Raw genomic sequence first — 17,651 nt, 5'->3', positions numbered from 1 at the left:
AGCCTTAACGGTATTAAAAACGAGTTTTTTGGTTCTCAAAATTTGCATACTATTTGCATACTTTTGGTCAAAAAATAGGTAAAAATCGATAAATATCGAAAAATAAAAAAATTATAAATTGCTGATAATCAATAAACAAAAGGAAAAACCAAAAATCGAAAAGTGCCATTTTCTGACTGTTAATCAGAGGGTCGCTGGTTCGAGCCCAGCCTCAGTAGCCCATAAAGCCTCACAGAAATGTGGGGCTTTTTTATGTCTTAAATTTTCTGTTCCTCCTTTCGCCAATATTTCCGCAGCTTTGTAAAGCTATGGAAGAAGGCCTTATTGATGATGAGCGGCCCAGTGCCCGCCGGAGCCGTGGGAAAGACCCGAACGACGAAAAACTATTCGCGCCCGAAAAGCAACGCGAAAGGCTTTTGTTTGCGCTGGCCGATATGAATTATCTGCTGAGTAAAGACTACCCGCCACGTGCAACGCTATCTTTAGTGAGTAACAGGTTCCGCTTGCGGCAACGGCAAATATTGGCGTTGCAAGGTATGGCTTGCTCCGATAAGGACCTTGCGGTGCGCCGGGAAAAGGAGATAGCTCCTGAAAGTATAAAAGGGCAAACCCTTTATTTAGATGGCTTCAACATCGTTATTATACTGGAAGCATTGCTCTCGGGCGGGTATGTTTTTAAAGGGCTTGATGGCTGCTACCGCGATATATCATCGGTACATGGTTCCTATAAGCGCGTGAGGCAAACCGAAGAGGTGTTGCTGATAGTAGGTGATACTTTACAAAAACTGGCTGCCCAACGCGTTATTTGGATATTCGACGCGCCCGTATCTAACAGCGGTCGCCTCAAAACATTCTGTTATGAAACTGCCATGGCTCGCGGTTTCCCCTGGGAAATTTATCTGGATAATGCACCCGATAAATACCTGGTGGCCGAAAGCCGGCTGGTAGTAAGCTCAGATGCGTGGGTGCTTAATGGTTGTTATAAGTGGTTCAATTTGGCGGGGTATATTATCAGGGACGTTTTGGTGGGCAGAGAGATGAATATTATTGAGTAGATGTCATCTTACTCTTCCGCAGTTATCAATTTCCTTAATTTTTGCTCATGCTCGTCGCCCCACTGGCCTATGGCACTTATTACCGGGATAAGCGTTTCGCCAAATGGTGTGAGGTGGTATTCTACATGCGGCGGTAGTTCGGGGTAAACGGTTTTGGTAATTAAGTCGTGCTGCTGTAGCTCGTTCAACTGTATGGTTAATACCCGGCGCGAAGCGTCGGGTATTTTTTTGTTTAGTTGGCTGGGGCGGCGGTGCCCCTGGTTAATGAACCACAGCAATCGTATTTTCCATTTGCCGTAAAGCACCTCGCCTACAAGGTCGAGCCCGCATTGCAGGTTGAGCGGTATTTTACGGTCCGATGCTTTTTTCATATTCTTGCCGGGCTTAGCCGCTTATTTTAAGCGAGCGAATCAACCCATCCTCCAAAACAAAGTTATAATTTAAAACGATGGGGCTACCCGCAAACGTGCCCGAAATTTCCGCAGTAAGCGTGGCTTTACCCTCGGCTTCGGAATAGCTTAGTGCCTTCATGCGGGCTTGGTATTCTGCGTTGGCAGCGCTTATCCATTGCTCAATGGCTTCGCGGCCGTGATGGGTTTTGCCTTCGTCGGCCACGGTAGCATCTGCGGTGAAGCAAGCGGAGTAGGCTGGGGCGTCGTGCCTGTTTTGCGCCTCTATTAGCTGTGTGATTATATTTGGTATTTCCATGGCTTAAATAGTTGGTACGGTGCCACCATCAATGGTAAATTCGGCGCCGGTAAGGTAAGCTGCCCACGGCGATACCAGGTAGCCCACCAATTCGGCAACTTCCTGCGGCTGCGCGGGCCTGCCCATGGGGATGCCACCCAAACCATCCATAATACTTTGGCGGGCTTGTTCGACGCTGCTGCCGGCGCTTTTGGCTATACGATCTACCATGCGTTCAGATGCATCCGTCATGATCCAGCCCGGCGATACCGTGAGCACCCGCACACCTTTTGGTGCAACCTCGTTAGACAGGCTTTTACTGTAATTAACCAAGCCGGCCTTAGCGGCTGCGTAGGGCAGGGTAGAATCAAATAGTGGCAGTCTTGCTTGTATCGAGGCAATGTGAATAATAATACCTTCGCCACGCGCTACCATTTGCGGGAGCAGGGCACTATCCAGCCTTACCGGTGCCAGTAAATTGGTTTGCAGGGTTTGTTCCCAATCGGCATTGGTAAGTGCTGCAAAGCCTCCGCCCGGTGTTTCTGAGCCGCCGAGGTTATTGATGAGGATATCCAACCGGCCAAAGCGGGTTAAAATTTCGTCGGCCACTTTCTGCGTGCCGGCGGGCTGGCTAAGGTCGGCGGCTATAAAGTGCATGCGTTCGTCGGGCGAGTCGGGCGCATTTCGTGCGGTAATGATCACTGTAGCGCCGGCATCGGCAAGGCGTTTAGCAATGGCTTGCCCCGCACCCTTGGTGCCGCCTGTAACCAGGGCTATTTTACCCTGTAGTTCTGTTTCAAATTGCCTGTTCATATCTGTAGATAAATTTGTGTAAGGCAAAATTGGGGACTATGCACGAGCGCTGCAATATGGGAGAATTTTATCCCTATGGCGCATGGCATCAAAGCGTTATTTACAAAGTTTACATTTTAATTTACAGTAAAGTTTCTTCAATAAATTCCACATCAAAGTAGTTTTGAGGCATCAATAGATAGGATAAACTATGAAACATATAAACGCATTCGCACTGCTCATCATGTTTGTTTTTTATGCTTCGTACGGAAGAAGCCAAACGAGCATCCCCCAAAACTCCGTTACTTCCGTCGGGCCAAGTACAATGGTGCGTAATGTAAAACAAGGCAGCAATAGCAATATTTTGATTGCAGCGGCAAAGGGCGGTGTTCTTCGGTACGATGGAAAGACATTTACCAACTTCACAGGCAAATTAGGCCCGCGCAGATTTTGGAATGTGCTGGAAGACCGGCGCGGAACTATTTGGTTGGCTACTACCGATTCGGGCGTTTATCATTATAACGGTATCTCTTTTCGGCACTTTACAACGCGTGAGGGGCTTGCCCACAATACCGTTATGGTTATTCATGAAGATAGGGCGGGTAATATTTGGTTCGGCACAGGAGGCGGCGTGAGTAGGTATGATGGAAAAACCTTTCAAAATTTCACCACTAAAGATGGGCTTCCCAATAATGGTATTCAGGCTATCATGGAAGACAAAAGCGGTAAACTATGGTTCGGTACTACTGGCGAGGCTTGTTATTATGATGAAAAGACATTCACCGTTTTCAGGAATAAAGAGGGCAAGGGATTTAACAATGTGTGGTCGATAATAGAAGATAGGAAAGGAAATATATGGTTCGGTGCATCCATAATTGATGCCAGGCAAGGCAGTACATTGTATGTTTCAAATGGCCTTTGGCGATACGACGGCAGCGACTTTATCAAGGTGTCACCGCGGAGTGCATCCGCTATTATAGAAGATAAGCACGGAAACATTTGGACTACAGGCGCAGCAAGCGCCAATGGGGTTGGCAACTGGATACTTTCCCGGTACGATAAAAAGTCGTTAAACGATAAAAAGCCGGCAGTTACCGAAGTAATGGACACCCCAAAAATGCTTTGCGGCATTTTAGAAGCTAAGGACGGCAATATTTGGTTTGGTTCGCTGAGTGGTGTGTACCGTTACGACGGAAAAACCATTACGGATTTTAAGGAGGTCAGGGAATAGATAATTGATCCTGCTTTCTTCCATTAGGCTTGTGCGCGCGTTCCGCGCGTTCTCAAACCGCTTTACTCCCCAAACAAATAGCCGCTATACGCTAACCCCTTGGCCACACTTTTAAAGTTATCGCCCGAGTTGAGGTTCACCTGCGGGAACTTGTTTTTAAACAGCGCCTGTACGCGGTGTACCATCGAGGTACCGCCTGTTAAAAACAACGTGTCGATATCTTTTGGGTCGATGTTGTTTTCCTGCAGGAAAGTATCCAAGTAATTGGATATTCGGTTCACATCTTTATCAATGATCTGCTCGTAATCTGCTAACGAGATATCTTCCTCAATATCGATATCCATTTCGTGGTAGCTGAACGTGGTTTTATCGGTGTTGGAAAGAGCGATCTTGGTTTGCTCGATGGACTGAAAAACGGAATACCCCAGGTTGTTATCGAGCAGGGTGATCAGGTTTTTAAAACTGCGGTCGTTACCCGAGTAATAGTAGTAATCTTCTATCTCGCGTTTGATGCGTAGCCCATTAAAAAAGTTCATTTGTTCCCACGAGCAGATGTTTACGAACAGCGAGCGCGGAACGGTTAACACCTTGCCGGGTGTAGCTTCGTATTGCGTATGCTTACCGAAGTAAGGCGTACCCTTTTCCCACATAAAAGCCGAATCGAAGCTATCCCCGCCTATGTAGATACCGCCGCTGGCCATCATATCGTTCTTGCGGTCGGCACTGCCTACTTTCGCAGGGTCGAGGGTGAGGTAGGTGAAGTCGGTGGTACCGCCGCCAAGGTCGGCAACCAGTACGTTCTCTTTTTTTGCTAATGTTTTTTCGTAGGCAAAAGCCGCGCCGATGGGTTCGAACTGGAAGCGAACATCGGTAAAGCCTGCCAGTGAGGCTGCTTTGCTGAGTCGGGTTTGCGCAAGGGTATCTCTCTGCGTGTCATCATCATCGAAGAAAACCGGGCGGCCAATTACCGCCTTCTGGCAATCTACGCCGGTGATGGCATCCGCTTTTTCTTTTAACTCCTGCAGAATAATGGCCACCAGCTTTGATGCATTATAGCGCTTGTTTTGGATAAGCGTTTCGGTAAAGCTGGTTTTAGAGAGGATCTGTTTTACCGATTTAATGAAGCGGCCCTTCATTCCATCCTCCAAGTAAGCCGAAATTGCTTCTTTGCCCACCACATAGTTTTTGGGATTTAAGGCGCTGGCCTGCTGGTAAAAGTATATCAGCGAGGGAATGATGATGGTGCCGGTGATCTCTTTTTTATCTTCATCGTAAATGGCGAGTACGGAGTTGGTGGTACCAAAATCAATTCCGTATAAAAAGTTTTTCATAGCGCGGGCGTTAAACAGCTTATTTAAAGGGGCGCGAAATTATTAAAATTAATGCTCGCTCACAACTAAGCTGTTACTTTTGCCGCCATGCCCTTGCCTGAGCGAAGCAGCTCCTGCGTTATTTCGCGCGTGTAGCTTTTTATTTCCTCCTGGAAAGCCGCCACCGAAGCGCCGCCGCGGATCTCTTCCAAACGCTTTTCCCAACTGCCGGTGAGTTCGGCCTGGGCTATTTGCTGGTTCTTTACGATTTCGTAAACGGCCAGCCCGGTGGGTGTGGGTACCAGGTTCTTCTTTTCGCGGGCTATGAAGGTACGTTTCAGTAAAGTTTCTATAATGGCGGCGCGTGTGGCGGGTGTGCCCAGCCCGCCTTCTTTCATGGCCTCGCGCAGTTCCTCGTCCTCTATTTCCTTACCCGCGGTTTCCAGCGCCTTTAGCAGCGTAGCCTCGTTGTAAAGCGGCTTGGGCTTGGTTTGTTTTTCCAGTATGCCCTTATTGATAATGGGTAGCTCTTCGCCTTGTACAACCTTGGGGAGGGTGGCGTTCTCTTCGTCCTTCTTCTCCTCATCTTTATCATTAAACACGGCACGCCAGCCCGGCGTTTGAATAACGGTGCCGCTCGCCATAAATTTATTGCCCGATAGTACGGTTATCTTGGTTATCTCCTTGATACAATCCTGGTGGAAGGCCTCCAGCATGCGCCCGGCCACCATATCGTAAACAGCCTGCTGATCGGCAGATAATTGGTAGGGCTTTTCGCCGGTAGGGAGTATGGCGTGGTGGTCGGTCACCTTTTTGGCGTTAACGCTGCGCTTGCTTAGTTTGGCGCCCGATAGCAGAGCTGCTTGTTTGCCAAAATCGGCATGTTCTTTAAAGCCGTCTATCAGGGCAGGCACGCCTGCAAATACATCGTCGCCTATATACCGGCTGCCGGTACGCGGGTAGGTGACCAGTTTGCCTTCGTACAGGTTTTGCAGCAGGCTCAGGGTATGGTCGGCCGTGAAGCCTTTGCGTTTATTGGCTTCCTGCTGCAGGCTGCTCAGGTCGTGTAACAGGGGAGGCGGTTCTTTGCGGGGTTTGGCCTCTACACTTAAAATATTTCCCGTGGGTAACACGGCGTCCAGTACTACCTGCGCTTCTTCGCAGGTTTTAAAGTTTTTATCATGAATGGCCCTGAAGCTTTGCCCATCCTTATCGGGCTGTATGGCCACCTGGAAATACGTTTGCGGCACAAAATTCTTGTTCTCCAAATAGCGCGAACATATCATGGCCAGCGTAGGTGTTTGCACGCGGCCAAGCGACAATACGCCTTTATTGCCCGAGGCCAAACTTAGTGCCTGTGTAGCATTCATGCCCACCAACCAGTCCGACTGCGAGCGGCAATGCGCCGAATTGAACAACGTATCGTAATCCGTCCCCGGTTTTAAATTACGGAAGCCCTCTTTAATGGCCGCATCGGTTTGCGAGGATATCCAAAGCCGCTTAAAGGGCTTTTTGCATTTTAGGTAATAGTATATGTAGCGGAAGATGAGTTCGCCCTCGCGCCCGGCATCCGTAGCTACAATGATCTCGGTAGCTTCGTCGAACAGGGCCTTTATAATATCCAGTTGTTTTTTTACGCCCGGGTCTTCTATCATGCCATCCTTGCTTTTTACCTTGCGGATAGATAGCTTGAACTTGGGCGGCAGCATGGGCAGGTTCTGTACGCTCCAGCCAAAATAGCCGTACTCCTGCGGCGGGGCAAGCTGCAGCAGGTGGCCAAAGGCCCAGGTAAAAGTATAGCCTTTACCCTCAATATAGCCATCCTTTTTGGTAGTGGCCCCAAACACTTTGGCTATCTCGCGCCCTACAGACGGCTTTTCGGCTATAATTACTTTCATAAGCAGAGGGCAAAAATAGCAAACCCAAATAGCCGGGGCAAAGTTTGTGGAGAAAGAGTGGGGGGGAGTAAAACTGATAATAGGCTCGTAACCTTGATTTGCTTACAAGCTTCAGGGGTTTGCATACAGGCGATACATTCGTAGCGCCGACCTTTGAGCTATGGAAATAAAACAGATCACATTAGGCAGCCAGGGACTGGTTGTACCGTATATTGGTTTAGGTTGTATGGGCATGACCGGTTTTCAGGATGCCCACATGTATGGCCCGGCCGATGAGCAGGAAGCTATTGCCACCATCCACAAATCGCTGGAATTGGGCGGGAATTTTTTAGACACTGCCGACCTGTACGGACCCTTTAAAAACGAGCAGTTGATCGCTAAAGCAATAGCGGGCAACCGTGATAAATACATTATTGCCACCAAATTCGGCTGGGAAATAGATGATAACGACCAGGTGACCTGGGCCATCAACGGCAAAAAAGACTACGTAAAAAAGTCGGTAGAGCGGTCGTTGAAGAATCTGAATACCGACTACATCGACTTATACTACATGCATCGGCTGGATAAAAGCACACCGATAGAAGAAACGGTAGGAGCGATGAGCGAATTGGTGAAGGAAGGCAAGGTAGGTTATATCGGGTTATCAGAAGTATCGTCAGAAACGGTTAAGCGTGCCCATGCGGTGCACCCTGTTACCGCGGTGCAAAGCGAATACTCGTTATTCGAGCGTACAGTGGAAGAACGCGGTGTTCTGCAAACCCTAAAGGAACTGGGTATTGGGTTTGTTGCCTATTCGCCATTGGGCCGCGGGTTTTTATCTGGGCAGATCAAACAGATAGATGACCTGCCGGAGAACGATTTCCGCCGTGCCATCCCGCGTTTCCAGGGCGAGCAGTTTCAGAAGAATATAGAACTGGTGAAAGCAATAGAAGCTATTGCCACGCAAAAAGATGTAACCTCTTCGCAATTGGCACTGGCCTGGATCATCAGCAAAGGCATTCTGCCCATCCCCGGCACGAAACGCCGCAAGTACCTGGAACAAAATATAGCAGCTACGGCCATTGAACTAATGGAAGCTGATATAGTACAGTTGGAAAGCATCGTACCGTTGGGTACCGATACCGGCGCACCTTACGACGAATTCAGTATGGGCCTAATTGATTAATTTTGTGTAATGAACGCCATTAACTCCATATCCGAATTTCACAGGTTGCTATCGCTGCCCGAACCGCTTCACCCGCAGGTAAGCGTGATCAATTTGGCAGAGAGTATTTTTTTGGAAGATGAGGTTTGGAAAGGCTTTGTAAACCGCTTTTACTGCGTAGCCCTAAAGCGCGAAGCAAAAGGCAAAATAAAGTATGGCCGGCAACATTACGATTACGATAAAGGCGTACTAAGCTTTACGGCACCCAACCAGGTGCAACAACTCGACCTGCAAACTATGGAGTGCGGGTCGGGTTATTTGCTGGTTTTTCACCCCGATCTTTTGTTGAGGCACCCACTGGCCGGCAATATCCATCATTACGGTTATTTCGATTATGCCGTAAACGAGGCCCTGCATCTTTCTGCCGAAGAGGAGGACGATATAGTGGGCATTATGAAAAAGATAGACAAGGAGTGCGCCCATATTGATAAACACACGCAGGAGATCATTTTATCGCAGATAGAGCTGCTGTTAAATTACTCCAACCGTTTTTACGAAAGGCAGTTCATTACCCGTAAAAACCACAATTACGAATTGCTGGCAAGGTTCGAGAAACTGGTGGCCGACTATTTTAACAGCGATGCACAAGGCCTGCTCACGGTGCAATACATAGCCGGCCAAATGAACCTCACGCCCAATTACCTCAGTGACTTACTGCGCGTACACACCGGGCAAAACACCCAGCAACATATTCACGAAAAACTGATAGCGAAAGCCAAAGAGAAGCTTGCCACCACCAATCTTTCGGTAAGCGAGATCGCGTACGCCCTGGGGTTCGAGCACGCGCAATCCTTCAGCACCTTATTTAAAAAGAAGACCGATCTTTCGCCGTTAGAATTTAGGCAAGGGTTTAATTGAGAGGCTACCCCTTACCCCTTCAACCCACCCACATACCTATATCTATTCAACAACACTCCCGTCGGCGTAGCAGCGCTGCTCACAAACTCCAGTTCGCGGGCGGTAAATTCGTCGGTGAAGAGGCGTTTGCCACGGCCTAATATTACAGGGTAAACTATCAGTACCACTTCATCTGCCAGTCCTTCGGCAAGTAAGGCCGAAGTGAGCGATGTACTGCCCGATAGGATAAGGTCGGGGCCGTCGGTTTCTTTTAAGGCGCGGATGCCGGCAATAGCATCGGGGGCGAGGGCCTCTGCCGGTCCCCATTCCAAACCTTCGGGGCGGTGGGTGGCTACGTATTTGGTGGCGGCGTTCAGGTTATCGGCCATGGGGTTGCCCTGCATTTTTGGCCAAAAGGCGCTCCATGCGTCGTAAGTGCCGCGGCCAAGCAGCAGGTCGTATTTACTGCCGTAAGCCTCCATTAGCATACCCAGCCCTTGCGGGGTGCGGTATTTGGCGGTCCATGCGCCGTATTCGTAGTTGTCGTCGTGCTCTATCACGCCATCCAGCGAGATATGCTCAAATATCCTGATCTTTCTCATGTTGTAATTTTTGTTTGGTTGTTATTCTGCTGCCAGTAATTCATCCAGGTTGGCCAGGCTCATGGCGGTACCTTCTTTAAAGCCACCCTCGGCGAACATCCTGATGGTTGATTCATCCTCGAAGGTGATCACCGTATCCACCATCGAACGGTTGCCTTCAAGGGACGAGAATTTGTTTACCCGGTACGATTTTGGCGCGGTTTCTATCGGGTTGCCCTCAGCATCGCAAAACATACCCATGGTAGAGTAGCTGCTGCCCGCATCAATGGCTGTAAACTGCGCGTATACCCAGCGTTTGGTACCATCGGTACCTATCATGGCGTATAGCCATATGCCGCCGGTGCTAAAGTCCCAGGTTTTGGTTTCGGCGCGCCAGGGTTGCGGCGCTATCCATTTGTCCAGTAGGGCGGGTTCTGTCCATGCCCGCCATACTTTTTCAACAGGGGCGTGAAACTCGCGCTGTATGTGGATGGTTTTGGCGTTCAGATCGCTTTCGAATACAAAATTGTTCGTCATGGCTTCGTGGATTTTATAGGGAATAAGAAACAGCGTCAGCGGCCAGCAGCTCTTCCAATTGGTTAAACGATGTTGCGGTACCATTCTCAAAGCCCATATCCAGCATCATTTGCAGGCTGGCCTCGTCCTCGAAGGTAATATCTATCACCACGCGGGTTTTGCCGCCTACAGCAATAAACTTGTTATCCCAATGGCCCACACCGGTATCTGCAGCAAAACGGCTGCCCGGTTCAATAGCGGTAAAAGTGCTTTTGCTGGGGTACTTCTGCCCGTCGGGGGCTACCATGGCATAGTGCCAGCTACCGCCAACTGTAAAGTCCATCGAGGTGGTTTCGGTAGTGAAGGGTTTAGATCCCCACCATTTATCCAGCAGAGCGGGTTCGGTAAAGGCTTTCCATACTTGTTCAACAGGTGCGTTAAACTCGCGTTCGGCGTGCATGCTTTTGGCAGCAGCGTTGGTTTCAAATACAAAATTGTTCGTCATGATGTTTAGTTTTTATAAGTCGTTCAATAAATTGTCTAACTGGTTAAAGCTGTCTTCCCACATGGCGCGCAGGCGGTCCAGCCAAATGTTCACTTCTTTCATTTTTTCGGGGTTATAGTGGTAATAAATTTCTCTGCCTGCTTTTTTTTGCACCACCACTTCGCACTCCGTTAGTATTTGTATGTGCTTGGATATGGTTTGCCGCGTGCTGTCGAAATGCTCGGCAACGGCATTGGGTGTCATAGCGCCTACGGCAAGCAGGGTTAAAATAGCCCGTCGGGTAGGGTCGGCAATGGCCTGGAAAACGTCTCGTCTCATAATATGCAGTTGATTGACTGCAAATATATGTGCAGTCAATCAACTGCGCAAATTTTTGTGAAAATAATTTTTAGGGGAGGGTTGAGGGTGTTAGAGTTAGGGGAAATAAAAAAAGCCTTCGGATGGGAAGGCTTAGGTGTGGTTGGCGTAGCGATGGGTTGCGTTCATTTTCGCTCGGCGAGTCAACTCACCCGGCCGACGCTTCGCTGGGCCACCCTCTCTACTTCGTAAAGAGGGTTTTTGATAATTGCGGCGATCGGTTTTTCCGCAAGCGGAAAGATTTAGAAAAAGCAGCTCACCCTCTTTCCGCGTAGCGAAGAGAGGGTCGGGCAGCGATAGCGAACCCGGGGTGAGTTAACTCGCCGGGCGGACAATGCGTTCAAGTTTTGGGTACTTTAGATTTCAACTCTATCGCTATGGAAAAGAGTTTAAGAGCAGAGGGAAAGTGCTATTACTCTCTTGAGAGGGGTGGAGGGGTGTGTTTCGCGGGTATGCTTTGTTGCTATTACTTTGTGGCTAACACACCCCCGCCACTACACAGGCCTGCCCGCCCCCTCTCAAGAGGGGAGTTTTATGGCGCTAATCCATCGCTATTGTGCAGAGCAACCATCATCCCCGCTCCCCAACAATAACCTCCCTATGTTTTATACCCCATTCGGCCAGGTTATTAATAATGGTTTGCAGCGTGAGGCCGTATTCGGTAAGGTTATACTGCACGGTTACGGGTTGTGTATCAAGCACCGTGCGTTTAATGAGTTTATTCACCTCCAGTTCCTTTAGTTCTTTGCTCAGCATTTTGTTGGATATGCCATCCACATCGGTCAGGATATCCGAAAAACGCCTTTGGTTATAGTAGCAGATAGAGGAAATGATAGATATTTTCCATTTACCGCTCAGCACGTCCATGGCATCATGAACGGCCATAATTTCTCGTTTGTGCCCTACGTGGCAAATATAGTCGGCCATAAGTTACTTGGTTACTCGAAAGTTACTGTTACTTTTGGTTACAAAGTAACTAAAATAAATTAATACGCACTATGTTTGCATCACATTAACAGATAAAAAACATAGTAAAATGGACTTTAAAGGTAAAAACGTAGTAATAACCGGCGGGACAACCGGCATAGGATTGGCAACCGCCAAAGCATTTATAAACGCAGGTGCTACCGTATTCATCACCGGCCGCAGCGCAGGTAATTTAGAGAAGGCTGCCGCCGAAATAAACAGCCCGAACCTGAAAACCGTAGTTTCCGATACTTCGGTAGTGAGCGATATAGCAATACTGGAAAAAGCCGTTGCCGATAGCGGCGAGAAACTGGATGTGATATTCCTGAACGCAGGCATTGCGGCCTTTGCACCAATAGAGCAGGCCACCGAAGCGGAATTTGATGCGCAATTCAATACCAACGTAAAAGGCCCTTTCTTCACCCTGCAAAAATTGCTGCCGCATTTAAACGATGGTGGGGCGGTGGTTTACACCTCTTCGGTAGTGGCAACGGGTGCCGGTTTGGGCAGCAGCCTGTATTCGGCCACCAAAGGTGCATTGAACAAAATATCGCAAATTGCAGCGAACGAACTGGCAGCGCGCAAGATACGCGTGAATATTGTTAGTCCCGGCCCTATACAAACACCGGGTTTAGAGTACGCTGTTCCGGCTGAAGCTAAAGCACACCTGGCAGCAGCTACCGCACTGCAACGACTTGGCCATGCAGATGAAATTGCCAAAACGGTATTGTTCCTGGCATCAGATGCGGCAAGCTACATCAGCGGAACCGAACTGGTGGTAGATGGCGGGTACCTGACTTACGCCCTGAAATAATTTAAGGCAAGAAAGAAAGCCCCCGGGAGACCGGGGGCTTTCCGCGTTTTAAGGGGGGGCGGAATTGCGCCGTCGCTATTTAACTCACCCCGAATGCGCTCCGCTGTTCGACCCTCTCTTCCTGCGGAAAAGAGGGTGTAAGAAATAGTGCAGCTCACCCTCTTTCCGCGTAGCGAAGAGAGGGTCGGGCAGCGATAGCGAACCCGGGGTGAGTAAAATGGAGACGTTGCGATCAAGCATTATCCTTAACCGTCTTCCCCAACCTGAATGCTGCCAGTAAGTAATAGAACGCACCGAATGCAGCATAGCCTGCCAGGCTGCCAATACCCTTGGTTGGGTCGTGAGCGAAAACGATGAACGATGTACCGCCCAACATAGATTGGCCTCCGCTGATGATCATGGGCCATTGACCGCCCAACAGCTTCCTGCGCTTTAAGCCGAGTATCAATTGTATCAAGCCTGTACCTATGGCCCACACGCCAAATACGATCAATGCCTGCGGAACGCCCAGCTGTAAAGCTATACCGACTGCTACGGTAGTGACGCTGCTGATGGCCGCGTTTACATACTGCGGAGTTTTATTGCCTTCGGGATTGGCGCGGATATCTAATAAAGTACCTACCACATCCCATGCAGGATAGATCACCAGCAATATGGCGGCTGTGGTTGGCGATGTTTTAGAGAATACCGAAACGAGGATAACCCAGCTTACCGAGAATGCCGCGCGGGCGAAATAAAGTTTACGCAATGCCCGGGCGGTACTTGCCGCTTGCGGGGTTATTATAGTTGTTGCTTTTGAAATTGTTGCCATGGTTTGATCTTTGTTTTTGTTGGAACAAAGGTGCCCACGGCCGCTCAAATCAATTTTCACCTAAGTGAAAATGCCCCGGTAAACTGACGATGCCATTACAATTGTAATAGCACCGCAAAAATTCACTTAAGTTAAAATGCCGCATTTATTTTCGGTTTATATTTGGTGGGATAGACTAAGCCCGCCACCCCATGAAACACGAATTACCCCACTGGTACGCCCCGCTAAAAACTAAGTATCCTTTTGTGACCGAAGAGGAATGGCAACTGCTGCACCGTATGGCGGCGGTAAAGCACATCCGCAAGGGCGATACCTTTTTGCGCTACGGCAAGGTGGCGCGGTATGCCGCATTTGTGGTGTCGGGGTTATTCAAGTTTTCGATACTGGACGAAGAGGGGAGCGAAAAGATCATCCGCTTCGGCTTTGCTAATGATTTTTTGGCCAATTGCGAAAGTTATAATAAACGCGCACCATCAGCCGTGAGCATAACCGCACTGGAGGATGCCGTAGTGCTCCGGATAAACATCAAAAAGCTGCAGCCGCTGTATGCCCTGCACATGAATTTGCTGCACGTGAACCTCGACCTGTACCGCGAAATATCCGAACAGCAAACCGAGCATCAACACATCCTCTCGCTAAAAAGTCCGCTTGGCCGCTACCGTTACCTGCTGGAACGCCGGCCGCTCATCATCCAAAAAATAACATTAACCAATATAGCCCGTTACCTTTATATCAGCCGCGAAGCATTGAGCCGTGCAAGGTTATCGGTATTAAAGTAGTGCGTCCGTTTTGTGACTGTAGTCACAACTGCGGTTTTATGCCGCTGATAGCTTTGTTTCAAAACAATGAAGCAAACTATTATACTGTTACATGGCCTGTTCGGCGGGCTAAGCAACTGGCACGGGGTTATAAAGTATTTTGAAGGGCGATACAATATTTTGGTGCCCCAACTGCCTCTTTATCAAAAGCACGAGGGCGACACGGTTGAATACCTGGTAAACTTCCTTGTCGAAACCGTTGAAGAGGCGGGTGCACAACAGGTAGTGTTGGTGGGCAATTCGCTTGGCGGGCATATTGCTATACGGTATGCGCACCGGTCTCCGCATCGGGTTAGCAAAATGGTGCTGACGGGTAGTTCGGGCTTATACGAAAATATGCAGGCGGGCAGCTACCTGCGGCGCAGTAACTATGCCTACTTAAAAGAACGCATTGCCGCTACGTTTTATGATGCTGCTCTGGCTACCGACGAATTAGTTGCCGAAGTAATGCAGGTGACAACCGATACGTACAAATGCCTGTGCATAGTAAAAGCAGCAAAAGCAACCCAGCGCGATAAGGTGCTGGGCATACTTGCCGAAATAGAAACACCGGTGCTGTTGATATGGGGCAATAACGATACCATTACTCCGCCCGATGTAGCGCGGCATTTTTGGGATAATTTGCCAGATGCGCGGTTAGTGATGCTAAATAATTGCGGGCATGCCCCCATGATGGAGCGCCCCGATGAATTTAACAAGACTTTAGAAGATTTTTTGAACGAAGAAGAATGAGCGATAGAAACGAAGCGCTGGCACAGCACCTGAAAACCTTTGCCCCGCTAAACGATAAGGATATTTCCGAAGCGCAGCCTTACTGGAAGCCCCGCAAAATACACAAGGGTGATTTTTTTAACATGCAGAAAATGGTATGTAACGACCTTGGGCTGGTGATGAAAGGCATCTTCAGGATATACTACCGTGAGCCGGAAGGCAAGGAGGATAAGAACATTTTCTTTTTCTCGGAGAACCAATTCGTGGTATCGTTCCGCAGTTTTGTGTCGCGCAACCCTTGCTGGTATTTTATAGAGGCGATGGAAGATTCGGAGATATATTTTATCTCGTACCAGGATCTTAATCGGCTATACGACTCGCACCCCAACTGGGCCAAGTTCGGCAGGTTGCTGGCCGAATCGTTCTTTTCCATTGCCCAAACACGTACCGAAGAATTTATCTTCTTCTCGCACGAGCAACGGTACCTGCGCCTGCTGAAGGAGCACCCCAACATTATCGAACGCATACCGGCCTACCACATCTCCTCTTACCTGGGCATTACCAACCCATCGCTTAGCCGTATGCGCAAAAGGATAGAGGGGAAGAAGGACGAGAAGTAGCATCGGGGAAAGCGTTGACGTTTACCCCGAAACTATGTTAATCTATCTCAATGCTCGCAATAGCTTTATCCATGGCGTGTTCCTTTAAGCCGGGCACTTTCAAACCTTCCGCACGGAATACGGTAAGATCCGTCATGCCTAAAAAGCCAAGGAAAGCTTTCAGGTACGGTGCCACAAAATCGTTGGCTTTGCCCGGCCCTTCAGAAAATACCCCGCCGGAAGACATTGCAACGTATACCTTTTTGCCGGTAACCATGCCTATAGGGCCGCTCTCGCCATAGCCAAAGGTGATGCCTGTACGGGTAACGTGGTCTATCCATGCCTTTAGCGAGGTGGATACGGTGAAGTTGTAAAGCGGCGCGCCGATCACGATGATATCTGCCGCCATGAGTTGCGCCACCAGTTGGTCGGATAGTTTAATGGATGCTTGTTCGGCTTCGGTCAACTGGTCTTTTGGGATAAAGAAGGTACGGAGCACATCGGGGTTCAAATGTGGGATATCTATGCCCACCAGGTCTACTTCTTCTACGTTGCTTTCGGGGTATTTTTCCTGTATTTTATTGACGATGGCGTTGCCAAGTTTTATGCTGTAGGACGCTGCGCCCTGCAGACTGGATCTTAAATGCAATATGTTTTTCATGGACGCAAAGCTACCGCGGCCGCGTTGCAAAAAACAGAGACTTACCCCGAGGAAAGCGCTATGCTACAGGTAAGTGCGTATATTTGCCTTTATGAAAGTGGTTAAAAATGAGGAGCTTCCTGATAAGGATATGTGCGCCGGTTCGTTACGTAACGTGCTGGACGCCTTGTATGTGCTGAATGGCAAATGGAAGCTGGCCATCATCCTATCGCTGGTGCAGGCCGCCAAACGTTTCAACGAAATTCAGCACGAGCTGGCAGGCATCTCGCCCAAAGTATTAGCCAAAGAGTTGAAGGATTTGGAGTTGAACGATTTCATCATCCGCAAAGTTTTCCCAACTACGCCCGTAACCATTATTTACGAAGCAAGCGAGTACAGCCATACCCTCAAAAATGTATTGGCCGAGCTAAGCAACTGGGGCGCACAGCACCGCGAGCGCATCAAGCAAAGCATGCGTAAGCAATCATAGAGTATAAGCTGGTACCGGATGCTTGTGCGCGTACCGCACGTTCGTATGAAGCTATACCCGCCCGGCGAGTTTACTCACCCCGACGGCTCGTCATTCGCGAGCGTCGGCCCTCTTTACGAAGTAGAGCGGGCGGGGAAGTATGTTGAAGCTCACCCTCTTTCCGCGTAGCGAAGAGAGGGTCGGGCAGCGATAGCGAACCCGGGGTGAGTAAGATAGCGACCATCGCCCACGCTGCCCGCGAGTTCGGCACAAGCTATTTCTTCAAATAATGCATGGCCACACAACCCGGCTCCAGTATCTTAGTATCTACCAATTCAAGTTTTAAACTATCGGGCAACCCGGTTTCATCCAAAAACTTTGGCCCTTTACCTATCAGTATGGGTTGTATCACAAAGTAAAATTCATCAATAAGCCCTTCGGCTATCAGTTGCGAGCGCAGGCTGATGCCGCCTATGGATATCTTTTTGCCGGGCAATTGCTTTAGCTTACGTACCTCATCGGCAACATTGTCGCGGATGATGCGCGGGCCGCCGGGTACCTCGGGCATGGTGCGCGATACTACAATGCTTTCAATAGCCGTAATGGTGTCAGCAAAGTCGTCCGTGCCTTTTACGCCTGATCTTTCTTTGGCTGCTTCTTGCCAGTAGGGATTCATCAACTCGTACATTTTGCGGCCGCTGATGCCCAGGTCAACTTCCTTCAGCAGGTCGGCAAAGTATTGGTGTATGGCCTCGCTGCCGCTTAGTTTGGTATGGTCGTAACAGCCATCGATGCTGAGGTTCATGGCGCAGATAACGTTTCTCATTTTTAGAACTTTATTTAACGTAAA

Annotated in this window: 22 protein-coding genes; 9 read left to right on the top strand and 13 right to left on the bottom strand. The window is 49.1% G+C overall.

Features of this window, described 5'->3' with window-relative positions; all coding sequences use genetic code 11:
• Window positions 1–308: 308 nt before the first annotated feature.
• A complete protein-coding gene (locus tag BC343_RS30145; RefSeq protein WP_078351534.1) occupies window positions 309–1,055 on the top strand; it encodes a DUF434 domain-containing protein in 747 nt (248 codons plus the stop codon).
• A gap of 8 nt (window positions 1,056–1,063) precedes the next feature.
• Here the strand turns inward: BC343_RS30145 and BC343_RS30140 are convergent, their stop codons facing one another.
• Genes BC343_RS30140 through BC343_RS30130 form a run of 3 tightly spaced genes read right to left on the bottom strand, consistent with a single transcriptional unit; the run spans window position 1,064 to window position 2,555 of the window.
• Window positions 1,064–1,426 (bottom strand): winged helix-turn-helix transcriptional regulator, encoded by a 363-nt coding sequence (locus BC343_RS30140; RefSeq protein WP_078351533.1) that lies wholly within the window; start codon window positions 1,424–1,426, stop codon window positions 1,064–1,066.
• 13 nt (window positions 1,427–1,439) lie between these two features.
• Window positions 1,440–1,763: a nuclear transport factor 2 family protein gene (locus BC343_RS30135; RefSeq protein ID WP_078351532.1), complete on the bottom strand. Its 324-nt coding sequence runs from the start codon at window positions 1,761–1,763 to the stop codon at window positions 1,440–1,442.
• Window positions 1,764–1,766: 3 nt separating this feature from the next.
• Complete coding sequence (locus BC343_RS30130; RefSeq protein ID WP_078351531.1) at window positions 1,767–2,555, bottom strand: SDR family oxidoreductase; 789 nt, start codon at window positions 2,553–2,555, stop codon at window positions 1,767–1,769.
• 190 nt (window positions 2,556–2,745) lie between these two features.
• On the opposite strand from BC343_RS30130, the gene BC343_RS30125 reads away from it, so the two are divergent.
• A complete protein-coding gene (locus tag BC343_RS30125; RefSeq protein ID WP_078351530.1) occupies window positions 2,746–3,765 on the top strand; it encodes a ligand-binding sensor domain-containing protein in 1,020 nt (339 codons plus the stop codon).
• A gap of 62 nt (window positions 3,766–3,827) precedes the next feature.
• Here BC343_RS30125 and BC343_RS30120 read toward each other — a convergent pair whose 3' ends face one another.
• Together BC343_RS30120 and topB are read right to left on the bottom strand one after the other, a co-directional pair.
• Window positions 3,828–5,096, bottom strand: coding sequence for an Hsp70 family protein (locus tag BC343_RS30120; protein ID WP_078351529.1), 1,269 nt, complete (start codon window positions 5,094–5,096; stop codon window positions 3,828–3,830).
• 65 nt (window positions 5,097–5,161) lie between these two features.
• A complete protein-coding gene (gene topB, locus BC343_RS30115; RefSeq protein WP_078351528.1) occupies window positions 5,162–6,973 on the bottom strand; it encodes a DNA topoisomerase III in 1,812 nt (603 codons plus the stop codon).
• Window positions 6,974–7,133: 160 nt separating this feature from the next.
• Between topB and BC343_RS30110 the strand changes: the two genes are divergently transcribed.
• Together BC343_RS30110 and BC343_RS30105 are read left to right on the top strand one after the other, a co-directional pair.
• Window positions 7,134–8,138: an aldo/keto reductase gene (locus tag BC343_RS30110; RefSeq protein WP_078351527.1), complete on the top strand. Its 1,005-nt coding sequence runs from the start codon at window positions 7,134–7,136 to the stop codon at window positions 8,136–8,138.
• Window positions 8,139–8,147: 9 nt separating this feature from the next.
• Window positions 8,148–9,035, top strand: coding sequence for a helix-turn-helix domain-containing protein (locus tag BC343_RS30105; RefSeq protein WP_078351526.1), 888 nt, complete (start codon window positions 8,148–8,150; stop codon window positions 9,033–9,035).
• Between the two features lie 11 nt (window positions 9,036–9,046).
• Here the strand turns inward: BC343_RS30105 and BC343_RS30100 are convergent, their stop codons facing one another.
• The 5 genes from BC343_RS30100 to BC343_RS30080 all read right to left on the bottom strand — a co-directional run bounded on the left by BC343_RS30100 (window position 9,047) and on the right by BC343_RS30080 (window position 11,900).
• The gene (locus tag BC343_RS30100; RefSeq protein WP_078351525.1) at window positions 9,047–9,616 is read right to left on the bottom strand and encodes a dihydrofolate reductase family protein; all 570 of its coding nucleotides are present in this window, start codon (window positions 9,614–9,616) and stop codon (window positions 9,047–9,049) included.
• Window positions 9,617–9,637: 21 nt separating this feature from the next.
• Window positions 9,638–10,132 (bottom strand): SRPBCC family protein, encoded by a 495-nt coding sequence (locus BC343_RS30095; protein ID WP_162276974.1) that lies wholly within the window; start codon window positions 10,130–10,132, stop codon window positions 9,638–9,640.
• 13 nt (window positions 10,133–10,145) lie between these two features.
• A complete protein-coding gene (locus BC343_RS30090; RefSeq protein WP_078351523.1) occupies window positions 10,146–10,616 on the bottom strand; it encodes an SRPBCC family protein in 471 nt (156 codons plus the stop codon).
• Between the two features lie 12 nt (window positions 10,617–10,628).
• Window positions 10,629–10,934: an ArsR/SmtB family transcription factor gene (locus tag BC343_RS30085; RefSeq protein WP_078351522.1), complete on the bottom strand. Its 306-nt coding sequence runs from the start codon at window positions 10,932–10,934 to the stop codon at window positions 10,629–10,631.
• 609 nt (window positions 10,935–11,543) lie between these two features.
• Window positions 11,544–11,900 carry a winged helix-turn-helix transcriptional regulator gene (locus tag BC343_RS30080; protein WP_078351521.1) on the bottom strand — a complete coding sequence of 119 codons (357 nt, stop codon included), beginning with the start codon at window positions 11,898–11,900 and terminating at the stop codon, window positions 11,544–11,546.
• Between the two features lie 109 nt (window positions 11,901–12,009).
• Between BC343_RS30080 and BC343_RS30075 the strand changes: the two genes are divergently transcribed.
• Window positions 12,010–12,753, top strand: coding sequence for an SDR family oxidoreductase (locus BC343_RS30075; protein WP_078351520.1), 744 nt, complete (start codon window positions 12,010–12,012; stop codon window positions 12,751–12,753).
• A 232-nt stretch (window positions 12,754–12,985) separates the two neighbouring features.
• Here BC343_RS30075 and BC343_RS30070 read toward each other — a convergent pair whose 3' ends face one another.
• Entirely contained in the window at window positions 12,986–13,564 is a 579-nt protein-coding gene (locus tag BC343_RS30070; protein ID WP_078351639.1) for a hypothetical protein, read from the bottom strand.
• A gap of 191 nt (window positions 13,565–13,755) precedes the next feature.
• Here BC343_RS30070 and BC343_RS30065 point away from each other — a divergent pair, with 191 nt between their 5' ends.
• The 3 genes from BC343_RS30065 to BC343_RS30055 all read left to right on the top strand — a co-directional run bounded on the left by BC343_RS30065 (window position 13,756) and on the right by BC343_RS30055 (window position 15,713).
• Window positions 13,756–14,343 (top strand): Crp/Fnr family transcriptional regulator, encoded by a 588-nt coding sequence (locus tag BC343_RS30065; protein WP_078351519.1) that lies wholly within the window; start codon window positions 13,756–13,758, stop codon window positions 14,341–14,343.
• 66 nt (window positions 14,344–14,409) lie between these two features.
• Window positions 14,410–15,114, top strand: a complete 705-nt coding sequence (locus BC343_RS30060) for an alpha/beta fold hydrolase (protein ID WP_238381902.1) — start codon at window positions 14,410–14,412, stop codon at window positions 15,112–15,114.
• Window positions 15,111–15,713 (top strand): Crp/Fnr family transcriptional regulator, encoded by a 603-nt coding sequence (locus tag BC343_RS30055; protein ID WP_078351518.1) that lies wholly within the window; start codon window positions 15,111–15,113, stop codon window positions 15,711–15,713. Before BC343_RS30060 ends, BC343_RS30055 begins: the two co-directional genes overlap by 4 nt.
• 37 nt (window positions 15,714–15,750) lie before the next feature.
• On the opposite strand, the gene BC343_RS30050 is transcribed toward BC343_RS30055, so the two are convergent.
• The gene (locus tag BC343_RS30050) at window positions 15,751–16,353 is read right to left on the bottom strand and encodes an FMN-dependent NADH-azoreductase (protein ID WP_078351517.1); all 603 of its coding nucleotides are present in this window, start codon (window positions 16,351–16,353) and stop codon (window positions 15,751–15,753) included.
• 91 nt (window positions 16,354–16,444) lie between these two features.
• Between BC343_RS30050 and BC343_RS30045 the strand changes: the two genes are divergently transcribed.
• Window positions 16,445–16,822 carry a winged helix-turn-helix transcriptional regulator gene (locus BC343_RS30045; protein WP_078351516.1) on the top strand — a complete coding sequence of 126 codons (378 nt, stop codon included), beginning with the start codon at window positions 16,445–16,447 and terminating at the stop codon, window positions 16,820–16,822.
• A gap of 253 nt (window positions 16,823–17,075) precedes the next feature.
• Here BC343_RS30045 and BC343_RS30040 read toward each other — a convergent pair whose 3' ends face one another.
• Window positions 17,076–17,627 carry a dihydrofolate reductase family protein gene (locus tag BC343_RS30040; protein ID WP_078351515.1) on the bottom strand — a complete coding sequence of 184 codons (552 nt, stop codon included), beginning with the start codon at window positions 17,625–17,627 and terminating at the stop codon, window positions 17,076–17,078.
• Window positions 17,628–17,651: the final 24 nt, after the last annotated feature.

Source organism: Mucilaginibacter pedocola (assembly GCF_002013915.1).
GTDB classification, from domain to species: domain Bacteria; phylum Bacteroidota; class Bacteroidia; order Sphingobacteriales; family Sphingobacteriaceae; genus Mucilaginibacter; species Mucilaginibacter pedocola.
This window is presented reverse-complemented; position numbering and strand designations above follow the sequence as displayed.